Source organism: Streptomyces sp. RB17 (genome assembly GCF_009604455.1).
Taxonomy (GTDB): Bacteria; Actinomycetota; Actinomycetes; order Streptomycetales; family Streptomycetaceae; genus Streptomyces.
The window spans coordinates 1,352,175-1,364,826 of the sequence record NZ_WEGL01000002.1 but is presented as its reverse complement, the minus strand read 5'-3'; the positions used below and the strand labels follow the sequence as shown (position 1 = coordinate 1,364,826).

7 protein-coding genes are annotated in these 12,652 nt (G+C 69.2%); 2 read left to right on the top strand and 5 right to left on the bottom strand.

Features of this window, described 5'->3' with window-relative positions:
• The 5 genes from SRB17_RS13210 to SRB17_RS13190 form a co-directional block, all read right to left on the bottom strand.
• A partial coding sequence (locus tag SRB17_RS13210) for a GH12 family glycosyl hydrolase domain-containing protein (RefSeq protein ID WP_153538393.1) occupies positions 1-1,542 on the bottom strand: 1,542 nt, incomplete at its 3' end.
• 125 nt (positions 1,543-1,667) lie between these two features.
• Positions 1,668-4,463, bottom strand: a complete 2,796-nt coding sequence (locus SRB17_RS13205) for a glycoside hydrolase family 48 protein (RefSeq protein ID WP_153537843.1) — start codon at positions 4,461-4,463, stop codon at positions 1,668-1,670.
• A 213-nt stretch (positions 4,464-4,676) separates the two neighbouring features.
• Positions 4,677-6,740 carry a glycoside hydrolase family 6 protein gene (locus tag SRB17_RS13200; protein ID WP_153538391.1) on the bottom strand — a complete coding sequence of 688 codons (2,064 nt, stop codon included), beginning with the start codon at positions 6,738-6,740 and terminating at the stop codon, positions 4,677-4,679.
• A 305-nt stretch (positions 6,741-7,045) separates the two neighbouring features.
• On the bottom strand, positions 7,046-7,357 hold the full coding sequence (locus SRB17_RS13195; protein ID WP_153537841.1) for a hypothetical protein: 312 nt from the start codon (positions 7,355-7,357) through the stop codon (positions 7,046-7,048).
• 575 nt (positions 7,358-7,932) lie between these two features.
• Positions 7,933-8,961 carry a LacI family DNA-binding transcriptional regulator gene (locus SRB17_RS13190; protein ID WP_153537839.1) on the bottom strand — a complete coding sequence of 343 codons (1,029 nt, stop codon included), beginning with the start codon at positions 8,959-8,961 and terminating at the stop codon, positions 7,933-7,935.
• An 822-nt stretch (positions 8,962-9,783) separates the two neighbouring features.
• On the opposite strand from SRB17_RS13190, the gene SRB17_RS13185 reads away from it, so the two are divergent.
• Positions 9,784-10,746, top strand: coding sequence for an aminoglycoside phosphotransferase family protein (locus SRB17_RS13185; RefSeq protein ID WP_323375381.1), 963 nt, complete (start codon positions 9,784-9,786; stop codon positions 10,744-10,746).
• 508 nt (positions 10,747-11,254) lie between these two features.
• A complete protein-coding gene (locus tag SRB17_RS13180; protein WP_153537836.1) occupies positions 11,255-12,088 on the top strand; it encodes a PIG-L family deacetylase in 834 nt (277 codons plus the stop codon).
• Positions 12,089-12,652 lie beyond the last annotated feature (564 nt).

Below are 12,652 nucleotides of genomic sequence, written 5' to 3'. Positions count from 1 at the left end.
GCCGGCGACGAGGGTGCCGTCGACGTACACGGCGATCTTGGTGTTGTCGGCGTACGCCGTGTTCGTGGCGCGGCTGTAGTCGTCGGCCTCGTTGAAGTTCGACCAGTCCGTCTTGTTGAACCGGCTCTGGATGTCACCCGTCGACTTGCCGGAGGCCAGGGAACCGGCACCGCTGGTGAAACCGACCTCCAGGTAGTGGTCGGCACCCGCCTTCGGGCTGGACATCGCCACCACCTTCTGCGTCACGTTCGACGACCCCAGAGCCGCGTAGTCCACCGACGTGCTGTACGTGCTCGCGCCGCCGTCGCCGGTGAAGTAATAGCGCAAGGTCACCTTCGACAGATCCAGCGACGTCGTACCGGTGTTGACCACCTGCAGACCGGGCTTGATCTGGTTGTCACCCGGGGCGGAGTCGTTGTTCTTGTACTGCACCTTGACGGCTCCCGTGCCGGTGCCGCCACCGCCGGACTGCGTGGTGGCCGCCACCACGGCGGAAGCCGCCGACACGTTCCCGGCGGCGTCCTTCGCCTTGACCGTGTAGGTGTAGGCGGTGGAGGCGGTCAGGCCGGTGTCCGTGAACGACGTCGAGGTGGTGCTGCCGACCTTCGTCCCCGCCCGATACACGTCGTAGCCGGTGACACCCACGTTGTCCGTCGACGCCGACCACCTCAGCGACACCGACGTGTCCGTGGTGCCGGAGACCGTCAGACCGGACGGCGCACTCGGAGCAGTGGTGTCCGGGGTGCCGGGTCCCTTGGGGCTCGCCGAGAACGAGAAGCTGTTCGTGGCCAGCCCCTGGCCGCCCTGCCAGATCTCGAATCCGGCCTCGGCGTCGATCAGGTAGTGCGCCGGGTTGATGGAGCCGCGCGCCACGGCGTCGTCTATCAGGGCCTTGACATCCAGGTCGGTGAAGGAGGTGCCGCCGCCCTGGAGGGCGTAGGAGATGATCTTCCAGGACGTCTGCTTGCCGGTCCATACGTCCCAGGACTTGCCGGCGACATCGGACGTGCCGGTCTTGGCGCCGAACGGCTGGACGCTGCCGCGGTGGTTGAGCCAGATCATCAGCTCCGTGCCGTCCGGCTGCCCGTCCGTGGTCGGTGTCGAGTTGAACCAGATGTCGTAGGCCACGTCGTAGGCGCCCGCGTCCGGTTGCGTGGTGGACCAGGAACTGGTCGCACTGCCCAGTTCACCGACCTGGATCGGCAGTTTGCTGCCGGTGGTGCACACGCCCCAGTGGCAGCCCTTGTAGGTCGACGGGTAGGTGGCCGGCGCCCCGTTGGTGCCCGTGTTGAAATTCGCCTGAGTGACGGACCACGCCCCCGTCGCGTCGTCGATGCTCGCGCACTGCGTGAGCGTCGAATTCCATTCGTTCTGCTGGTAGATGTACTCCCCGCCCTGCAGGGACGTGGTCCCCCACTGGGTGCAGTCCGTCGCCGTGGCGGCGGAGGCCGACGGTGTGCCGACGGCGAGTGACCCGAGCAGCAGGGCGGCCGCCGTGCCCGCCCATGCGGCCGTGCGCAGACGTCTCCATGATGGATACATGCGTGTGGTGTCCTTTCTCCCCGGAGGTGACCGGGCATCGCCTCCGGACCGGCGAGGCTCCGGCCCGGAGGTCGTGTGACGATCAGGGGCCGTTCACGCCTCGTCGCCGAGGCGTGCCGGGGGAATCAGGGCTCGGTGCCCCACGCGAGGGTGCCGTTGACGTACGCGGTCACCTTGGTGGTGTCGGCGTAGGCGGTGTTGGTGCCGCGGCTGTAGTCGTCGCTCTCGTTGAAGTTCGACCAGTCGGTCTTGTTCAGCCGGGTCTGGATGTCACCGGTCGACTTGCCGGCTGCCAGGGATCCGGCACCGGTGGTGAAGCCGACCTCCAGGTAGTGGTCGGCACCGGCCTTCGGGCTGGGCATCGCCACAACCTTCATCTTGATGTTCGACGAGCCCAGGGCCGCGTAGTCGCAGTTGGTGCTGTAGGTGCTCGCGCCGCCGTCGCCGGTGAAGTAGTAGCGCAGGGTCATCGTCGACAGGTCCAGCGGGGCGGTGCCGGTGTTGACCACCTGCAGGCCGGGCTTGATCTGGTTGTCACCCGGGGCGGAGTCGTTGTTCTTGTACTGCACCTTGAACGCCCCGGTGCCGGTGCCGCCGCCGGCCTGGGTGGTGGCGGTCTCCGCGGCGGAGGCGGCCGAGACGTTGCCGGCGGCGTCCTTGGCCTTGACCGTGTACGTGTACGTCGTCGACGCCTTGAGCCCGGAGTCGGTGAAGGACGTGGTGGCCGAGCTGCCGGCCAGGGCTCCGTCCCGGTAGATGGCGTAGCCGGCCACGCCCACGTCGTCGGTCGACGCCGTCCACGTCAGGGACACAGTCGTGTCCGTGGTTCCCGAGACCGCCAGGTTCGTCGGGGCGGTCGGCGGTGTGGTGTCGCCGGTGCCCGTGCCTCCGCCGACGATGAGTTCGGCGTAGACCGCGTAGGCCATGGCGATGTCGGCCTGCGCCCAGAAGCGGTGGTAGGTGAAGGTGGGCGCGGCCCCGCCGTCCAGGTACTTCTGGACCTTCGGCCAGTCCGGGTCGTTCTTGTACCAGGAGCGGATGGAGATGAAGGTGGAGTTGGAGTTGATCGGGTCGCCGTTGGGCATCTTGCCGGACCAGCCGGACGGCACGTACACCGGGTCGGCGAACCGGCTGTAGTCCTTCCGGGTCTCCGGCGTCGAGATGCCCTTGGCGTCGGCGAAGGTCGCCATCACGTCCAGGAGCTTCTTGGCGAGGTCGGCGGAAGCGGTGTCGCCGGACTTCGCCGCGTAGTACGTCAGCGTCTTGATGAGCGCGGCGGCCACCCCGACGTCGTTGCTGTAGTCCACGACCGTCACATGCAGGTTGGTGTTGCCGCCCGACGAACCGCTCAGCCAGGTGACCGGCTGTCCGGTCCAGTTCAGGTTGGACGGAATCTTGAAGTCGGTGGCGGTGACCGTGGTCTGGGAGACGGCCCACTTCACCCACTTGTCCAGGATGCCCTTGGCGGTGGCGTTCCCGGACACGTAGTAGTACTCCGCGAACCGCTCCATCGACCAGCACTGGAAGCCGAACCAGTTGTTGCTCGGCGGGTCGTGGAAGACCGGCTGCCAGTCGTAGGCCATGCCGTAGAAGCTGGTGTCACCGGCCGGCGGGGTGGCGTACTGCCCGTCCCAGCTGTTGGTGGCGCCGCCCGCGATGGCGCCCTCCGCGGACTGCAGCCACTGGAAGAACTCCAGCTGCCGCTGCAGGCTCTTCGACCAGTCGCTCTGGGCGGTCGGCGACTTCGGGGTCAGGCTGGGCACGCTGGACAGCGCCCAGGCGGCGAGCGGGTTCTGGTAGCCCTGCTGCGCGGCGCTGTCACCGATCCGCCAGGCCCAGCCGCCTCCCGGTTCCGCACCGCCCCAGGCGTAGTACCACGACAGCAGGTAGTGCGCGGAGTCCCGCCCGCTGGCGGCCGAGCAGGAGTGCGGGTCGGTGCAGTTGCCGACCTTCTTGAAGTACTTGTCGAACAGCGAGTACCGCAGGAAGTCGCCCATCTTGGCGGCCTTGGCCACGGACGCGGAGACCGCCGACGCGTTGCCCTGGGCCGAGGCCCACCGGTAGGCCCAGTACGCCGCCTGCACCGCGCGGGCGTCGGCGTCGGGGGCGTTGGTGTACTTCCACTGCTTGGCGTAGCTGCTGTCCTTGACGAACAGGTCGAGGTAACCGTTCGTACCGCCGTACTTGAACAGGTCGGTGGTCGGCTGCGGAATGGTCTCCCACACCGATTCCTGCGCGCCACGCTGGTAGCTGTTGATGTAGGACGGACCGGTGGCCGTGGGGCCGTTCTCCCCGCCGGTGCCCGGCGTGTTCCCGTAGCCGTAGACGTTGTCCACGTCCAGCAGCCAGTGCATCCCGTAGACGTCCGGCATACCGTAGGCCGAGTTCAGCTCGTTCGCGAGCGGGTCCTGGCCGACCGCCACCGTGCCGTCCAGCGCGGAGGGGTACTTGTTGACCTCCGGCCACTCCGGGGCGTACGTGGCCGGGGCGCCGGGGTTGTAGGAGCCGTTGCTCGGCTGGTCCGCGTGGGTGGGGATGATGTACTTCTCGGCCGTGGCCCACGCGTTGTTGAACGGCGTCCAGTCGGCGGTCACCCGGCCGTAGGTGGCCTCCAGCCAGAACCAGAAGCTGAACGCCTCCGAGGTGGTCTGGTGGCCGTGGTCCGGAGCCTCGACGATCAGCGTCTCCGCGCAGTGGAACGGGATGCCCGCGGAGCTGAAGTAGCCGTTCGCCGGGTCCTTGATCTTCTTGTACTGGGTCAGGAAGGCCGTGGTGTAGGGGTCGTCGGCCGCGGCCGCGGCGGCGGCCGGGGTGGCCGTGGGCGGGGTGGCCGCTCTGGCGAGTGTGGGCGTGACGGCCGCCCCGAGAACGGCTCCGCCGATCGCGACCGCGAACCGCCTGCGGGACATTGGGGTGGACATGACATCTCCTCGGAAGGAATGGGGGGCTTCCGGACGTGCCGTCCGGTGGGGAGGCGAGGGGATCCGGACACGGCGCCACCCTGGTGGTGGCGCCGTGCTCCGGGACCCGGCCGCGCCCCGGAGCGGGGCGAGACGGGAGAGGCGCGGCCGGGCTGCTTCGTGGGCTGCCTCGGGTGCGGGCGAAGGCGTGGCTCCCGCACCCGAGGGGCCCCGTCAGGGCTCGATGCCCGCGACGAGGGTGCCGTCGACGTACACGGCGATCTTGGTGTTGTCGGCGTACGCCGTGTTCGTGGCGCGGCTGTAGTCGTCGGCCTCGTTGAAGTTCGACCAGTCCGTCTTGTTGAACCGGCTCTGGATGTCACCCGTCGACTTGCCGGAGGCCAAGGACCCGGCACCGGTGGTGAACCCGACCTCCAGGTAGTGGTCGGCACCCGCCTTCGGGCTGGACATCGCCACCACCTTCTGCGTCACGTTCGACGACCCCAGAGCCGCGTAGTCCACCGACGTGCTGTACGTGCTCGCGCCGCCGTCGCCGGTGAAGTAATAGCGCAAGGTCACCTTCGACAGATCCAGCGACGTCGTACCGGTGTTGACCACCTGCAGACCGGGCTTGATCTGGTTGTCACCCGGGGCGGAGTCGTTGTTCTTGTACTGCACCTTGACGGCTCCCGTGCCGGTGCCGCCACCGCCGGACTGCGTGGTGGCCGCCACCGCGGCGGAAGCCGCCGACACGTTCCCGGCGGCGTCCTTCGCCTTGACCGTGTAGGTGTAGACGGTGGAGGCGGTCAGGCCGGTGTCCGTGAACGACGTCGAGGTGGTACTCCCGACCTTCGTCCCCGCCCGGTAGACGTCGTAACCGGTGACACCCACGTTGTCCGTCGACGCCGACCACCTCAGCGACACCGACATGTCCGTGGTGCCGGAGACCGTCAGACCGGACGGCGCACTCGGAGCAGTGGTGTCCGGGGTGCCGTCACCACCGCCCGAGACGGGCGGGGAGGCGTTCTGCAGCAACTGCTGGAACTGGGCGGAGAACCAGTGCCCGGCCAGCGGCGCGTTGGGCAGCGCACCCGTGGGGTTGTTGCCGTTGCGCGCGTTGCCCCCGTACGTGGGGTCGCACATCTGGTCGAAGCCCTTGCCCTCGTCGTTGGCGATGGCCTGGCTGGCACCGTCCGACTCCCCCGGCGGCTTGACCCACACGTAGGCGTCGATCCCGGCGGCAGGCGCCGCGGTCGGCCGCTCGCCGAGGCCGGCACCGCTCTGGTTGCACCAGTTGCCGACGTGGATGCGCCGGTCGATACGGCTGCCGTTGACGTAGTCGTCCACCGACGTCAGCGGGCCGGGACCGGACGGCCGGGCGGTACCGCCCCAGCCGTTGCGGGAGGTGTCGATGAGCATGCCCAGCCCGGAGTCGAAGCCGGCCGCGACGAGCTTGCTGCGCAGCGCCTGGGCGTAGGACTGCTCGTCCACGTACTGGTTCCAGTCCACCCACTTCGCCTGGCGCACCGTCTGACCGTTGACGGTGTCGGTGACCTTGAAGTACGGCTCCACCGTCGGCGAGTAGTTGGCCGTGTTGACGATGAAGCCGGCCACGTCGCTCACGCTCGCGCCGTTGGTCGTGGCGACCTTGGCGAACTCCTGGACGGAGGGGTCGAGGTTGGTGTCCCAGCCCAGCCAGCCGTGGTGGCCGGCGTCGATGTAGTTGTAGACGTTCGAGAGGGCGCCCAGCTTGGCGAGGGCGTAGCTGACGCCCTTCTCGTAGTTGCCGTTGGCCTTCATGGTCGTGCAGGCGTCGGTGGTGGTGTTGGTGCCGCCGGCGTTGGTGACCAGGTTGGGAAGCGAGTCGGGCTCGATGACCGTGGCGATCCGCAGGTCCGCGTACTTCGCGTCGGACAGGATCGACGTGATCGGATCGATGTACTGCGTCTTGTACTTGTCGATGTCGTTCGGTCCGAGCTCGCCGTTGGAGGCGAGGGCGGCGCAGTCCCGGCCGGGCAGGTCGTAGATCACCAGCGTGATCAGGTTGGCGCCCTGGGACAGTGCCTTGTCGAGGTGGTCGCGCAGACCCATGCCGCCGTTGACGCCGTTGATGGCGGCGATACGGTCGAGCCACACCGCGGTGGGCGTGTTCGCGACCGCGCTGCCACCGGGCTCGGCGGCAGCGTGCGCGGACCACTCCGGGTTCACGTACGCCTTCGCCCCCACGTACGGGTTGTCGACCCGGGTGGCGGCAGACGCGGACTGCGGCGTGAGCGCCACGGCCAGCGCCGAGCCCAGGGCGAGCGCCGAGAGCACCGAGAGACTGCGGTTGAGCCGGGATCTGGAGGGGCGTTGGAGGTTCTTCACCGATGGTTCCTTCCGTGGGGGTTTTCTGGCGCGTGACGCGGCCTTGCGTTTCACCACGCGCCGGTGGAGCCGCGACACACCGCGCCGTGTGCGGGCTGGTCGCCGGGCCACCGCTGGTGCGCCCGGCAACAGGGAGGAAAGAGCGTGGGGAGGGAGCGTCCCGCCTGCGCGGGAATCGGCTGCCGGAGGTCTGTCCGGTGCGGGAGTGGGAGGATCTCCCGCACCCGAGGGGTCTGTCAGGGTCCGCTGCCGGTGACGGGGGCGCCGCCTGCGTACACGGTCACCGTGGCGGTGTCGGCGGGGCCGGTGGTGGTGTGGCCGTGGCCGTCGGTCTCGTGGGCGATCCGGTAGAGCGTGCTCCAGCAGCCGCGCTCCCCCGGTTCGTGATCGGCCAGGTCCCATAGCAGCCGACCCCCTTTCGCGTGCGACCTGTGCTGACTGACGACCGCGCCCTTCAAAGACTCCGTGGTGCCCGCCCCGCAGACCGGTGCGCTTCTGATGCGGTGGTACTGCACCGGGACGCGCCGCCCGTTCCGGAAGATCCGCACGGCTTCCTCCCACCCGATGCCACAACTCCGGTGGAAGGGAACCGAGTTGACCGTGGGAGCGCTCCCAATCGCGCTGAGGAAAATAACAAGCCGCGACACCGGTGTGAAGAGCCCTGACGGAATCAAGGCGTAACAGCGTGTTCACGCAAGCCCCGGACGAAGGAAGGGCATCGCCCCGGCCGCACTCTGCGAACAGGTCGGCCAGAGCAGGCCGTTGGGCTGCGGGATCGCCCGCCACGGCCGAGTGCGGACCAGGTCAGGACGCATATGAACCAGCGGCGCTGCCGACGCCCGGACCGAGGGATGACGGCCCGTCACATGCGTGGCGGCTGCGCGGCGACCACCCCGTCCCACGATGCCGGCCGCGACGTAACACGGGTGTCCCCACAGCCCGGTCATCACGGGACGGCGAAGCGACCGGCTACCGCGCCGACGGCGGCAGCCCCGCCTCTCACCCGCCCCGGCGCACGCGGGATGGCGTCCGCCACAGGGGTCGTCGCTCGTCCCGCCGAGGCTGGTCGTCGATCAAGAACCCGGAACCTGCAGGGGGCGGGGCGGCCTCCCCGGCTTCATGCTCAGGCGGATTGGCGCAGCACCAGTTCCGTCGACAGCACCACGTGCCGCCGGGTGGCGCTGCGGGACTCGATCTCCTCCAACAGCACCCGCGCCATGGTGCGGCCCATCTCCTCGGTCGGCTGTCTGACGCTCGTGAGCGGCGGGTCCGCGTGCCGGGCGATGATCGAGTCGTCGAAGCCGACGAGCGCCACGTCATCGGGCACGCGTCGCCCCGTCTGACGCAGGACGTGCAGGGCGCCGCCGGCCATGACGTCGGACGCGGCGAAGACGGCGTCGACGCCCGGGTGCCGCGCCAGCAGCTCCCGCATGGCGGCGCGCCCGCCCTCCTCCGTGAAGTCGCCGTGGGCCACGAGCGATGCGTCGGCACCGGGGCCCACAGCGTCCATCGCCTGGGTGTACCCGTCCAGGCGACAGCGGGCGGCGTACATGTCCAGCGGCCCGGTGATGGTGGCGACAGCCCGACGGCCCAGCCCGAGCAGGTGCTCCGTCGCCGACCGTGCGCCGCCAACGTTGTCGGCGTCGACGTACGACATCCACTCCCGTTCCGACCGCCGCCCGCTCAGCACCGTCGGCACCCGCACCCGTTCCAGCAGGCCGGGCAGCGGCGCGTCCTCGTGCACCGACACCAGCAGCACGCCGTCGACCCTGCGGGCTTCCAGGTGCTGGGCCAGCCGCCGCCGCTCCTGGGGGGTGCGGATGAGCATGAGCAGCAACTGCATGTCCGTGGACGCCAGTTCCGCGCTCACACCACGGAGGATGTCCAGGAAGAACGGCTCGGCAGTGAGCCGGGTCTCGGGTTCGGGGATGACCAGGGCGATCGCGTCGGTGCGGTCCGCCGCGAGCGCCCGGGCGGCACTGTTGGGCACGTACCCCAGCTCCGCGATCGCGCCCTCCACGGCCGCCCGCGCCTGGGGGCTCACATGGGGGGCACCGTTGATCACACGGGAGACCGTGCCCCGCCCGACACCCGCTCGTGCGGCGACCATGTCCAGCGTCGGCCGGTCGCCGTGCCGTCCGCCCGCGCCCATCGCACCCTTCCCTCACCGGTGTCGCAAAACCGTCAGTCGCACCGACTCACAGCGTTCGTTCCCTTGACACTCCTCCCGGGAACGGTGGACCTTCATTATGCCTTTGGGAGCGCTCCCAATGGAGCGCTCCCAAATCTCGGCCATACCGACCCGCACCGGCGCCCGCACCACCCACGCGCAGCCACCGTTCCGGAGGACCCATGGGCACCGCCCGCACGCCGTACCAGCCGCGCCGTACCACCGACTGCACGCGAAGACACCGCCGACTGGAACGCAGCCCGGAACATCTTGCACCTGTACCGGATCGGCCACATCAGCGTGGAGGTCCCGGCCGCCGGAAGGCGCGGTCGCAGGGCGACTAAAACCGTCAAGCCTGTCACCGCAAGGTAGACAGGAATCCCCTTCCTGAGCTTGCGAAGGGAGGGGAGAACTTCAATGTGATGATGGCTGCCACGAGCATCCAGCGGTGCTCTCGCCTCCCCCTGGAGGCCGGCCATCGCACGCCGGTGATCCACAGGGCTACGAGCGGAGGTCGGGCCGGCACGAAAGCCAGGACCGGCACCTGCGCCAGGGATCCGAGTGAGCCGCCCTGCTTCGCCGACAGCGCGTGGGCCATCTGGAGTTCGCGCCAGCCGTGCGGTGCGTCCCAGATGAGGTTCGGGGCGGCCAGCAGCAGGGCAGGTGCGGCGGCCAGCCACGGGCCGCGGTCCGCAGCACCTCCTGCCGGTACAAGGCAAGACCCACGGCGACGCCGCCCATGAGAACGCCACATCCAATGAAGGCTTTTTGCGCGTGCTGCCGTCCGGGTGATGAGGTGGCACGGTGTTCAACCACGATGAGGCGGGGGCCGTCCGACCGTTGACGCTGGTTTGGGTGAGCCGGCATCTGGAGGTCGGCGAACGGATCGTCAGAACCGAGGCGCTGCACGGCGGCATCACTGCCGAAGTACGCAGGCTGACCATCGGCACGCGGGACGAAGGCACCCGCGACCTGGTGCTGCGGACCTTCGTCGACCCGTTCTACGTGGAGCGCGCCGAGGACTCGCTGAACAGGGAGGCCGGCGCCCTGACGCTGCTGGCTGGGACCGACGTGCCGGCTCCTGGACTGGTCGCGGTTGACGCGACCGCCGCGCATTGCGAGTATCCCTCGCTCCTCATGACACGTCTGACGGGCCGGACGGTCCTCGACGACGAGGGTTTGGAGACGCGCGTCCCTCTGCTGGCCCGTCAGCTCGTGGCGATCCACGCGTTGCGACCCGCCGAGCGGCCCCGGAAGTATGTGACGTCGACGACCGCCGACACCGTCGTGGTTCCGAGGGGCGCCGACGCGGCGGCATGGGCCGCGGCGATCGACGTGATCCGTAAGCCCGCGCCGGCCTATGAGGGGCGATTCCTGCACCGGGACTTCCAACCCGGCAACGTGCTGTTCGATGTGCCGCCCTCTGATCCGGCCGGTGCCCGGATCACGGGCGTCGTCGACTGGGCAGCGACCTCCTGGGGCCCGGCGGATCTTGACGTGGCGCACTGCTCCACCAATCTCGCGCTGCTGCACGGCCCGGCGTGGGGCCCGCGGTTCGCCGAGGCGTACGAGGAGGCCGGCGGGGTGCTGGCCGCGGCCGCGAACGAGCGGCTGTACTGGCGGGTGCGGGACGCACTGGCGTGCTCGGAAGAAGTGCAGTTGGTGGCGCAGGCATGGCGGGAGGTAGGGAGGGCGGAGCTGACGACGCGAGCCGTGGCTGTGCGGCTGGATGCCTACGTCGCCGCTCTGATGGATACGCTGGGCTGAGCCAAGGCCCTCTGGGCCGCGGGCCCGGCGCCGAGCGCCGGCGCCGGCTTCCATTCACGAACGCCATCACCCAGGCCGGCTGACTTCGACGTCTTGCCACCAGCAGATCCCACTGGCTCGCCGGCGCCAGGTACGGCATCACGGAAAGCGCCGAAGATCCAATCCGGCGTCTCCGCCGACAGCCCACTGCCGTCATTTCTCGTGACCATCCGCGGCGGCGAAGATCACTGAAACTGGGCAAGTCCGGAAGCACGGTGCACGGGCGCCAGCGCCAAGGCCCAGGAGGATTCCCTTGCAGTGCGGGAACAGCCGATCCGGCCAGCACTGTTGCACCAGCCGAGGGACCGGCGCAGCGAGCGGGGAACAGAGAGGCCAAAGGATCGTCCGCTCGGAGGTGATCCGGGCCCCGGGTCCGCGGTACCCGCCGGGTCACCGGATATCGGGGCGATCCCCGCTACGCCTGCCGCAGACTCGGACCGAGGCTTTTTTCACGCAGGAGGATTGTTCGATGAATGACCGGCCCTTGACATTCATGGCGGTGCACGCCCACCCCGACGACGAGGCCACCGGAACGGGAGGTGTCCTCGCGCGATACGCGGCGGAGGGCATCCGCACGGTCCTCGTGACGTGCACCGACGGCAGGTGCGGTGACGGGCCGGGGGGCGTCAAGCCGGACGACCCCGAGCACGATCCCGCAGCCGTCGCCTTGATGCGGCGTCAAGAGCTTGAGACGAGCTGCAGCATCCTGAAGGTCAGTCATCTGGAGACCCTGGACTACGCCGACTCCGGGATGATGGGCTGGCCGACCAACGACGCCCCCGGATCCTTCTGGCAGACACCCGTGGAGGAGGGCGCTGCCCGACTCGCGGAACTCCTGCGCCGCTACCAACCCGATGTGGTCGTCACCTACGACGAGAACGGCTTTTACGGCCACCCCGACCACATCCAGGCAAACCGCATCACGATGACGGCGCTGGCGATGACCACGCAGAGACCCAAGGTGTACTGGACGACGGCGCCCCGCTCGATGATGCAGCGGTTCGGGGAGGTCATGCGCGAGTTCGGTGCGGACTGGCAGGAGCCGGATCCCGCCGAGGCCGCCGCGATGGCCGAGATCGGACTCCCCGACGAGGACATCACCACCTGGGTGGACACCACTGCGTTCGGCAGTCAGAAGTTCGATGCGCTGGCCGCGCACGCCAGTCAGGGCGACAACATCTTCTTCCTCAAGATGGGCCAGAAAAGGTTCACCGAATTGATGGGTGTGGAGACCTTCGTACGTGTCCAGGACACCACTGGCGCGGCCGTGCCCGAGAACGACCTCTTCGCCGGCCTGCGCTGATCCACCCGCCTTCCCGGGAGCCTGAGAAAGCTCGTGACTCCTCCCCCTCATAATGAGAGGGCTTCCCGCTATGCCGGGTGCGGCTTCGCGACGTACCAGCCCGGCCCGGAGGATGTTCAGGGCGCCCGCCGTGTCCGCGTGCGCGTGGTGACCGCACGCGACGCAGTGGAGCTTCTCCTGGGTGGGCCGGTTCTCCATGGCGGTGCCCCGCATGCGGGGCACCGCCGGGAGGTGTTTGCGGGGGTCCACCGCAATGAACTGACCGCCGAAGGCGTCGGCCGCGGCGAGAGTGTGCTCAGCCTCGAGCAAGCGCAGGATGAGCCCGGCCGGGTCCGTCCATGCTGCGCCGCGCATGCTCTCCGCCGTTTCAGATCCCACCGTAGCTGTCTCGGGCACCACCGAGCCCGGACCACGGACCGGCACACCCGGCCACCGTGAACCAGCCGGTTCGAGGGCAGCTTCGAGGGCACATCGGCCTTGGCCTACACGCCCGCCTGCCGCCGCGTGGTCGACATGTCCCGCGACGGAACAGGCAGCCGCCGAGCACCAGAACCCGAGCCCCAA

Bases quoted from the DNA above. Each gene is read 5' to 3' on its own strand.
- SRB17_RS13190 (WP_153537839.1), bottom strand. From the start codon at position 8,961: ATGGGCGCGGGCGGACGGCACGGCGACCGGCCGACGCTGGACATGGTC.
- SRB17_RS13205 (WP_153537843.1), bottom strand. From the start codon at position 4,463: ATGTCCACCCCAATGTCCCGCAGGCGGTTCGCGGTCGCGATCGGCGGA.
- SRB17_RS13180 (WP_153537836.1), top strand. From the start codon at position 11,255: ATGAATGACCGGCCCTTGACATTCATGGCGGTGCACGCCCACCCCGAC.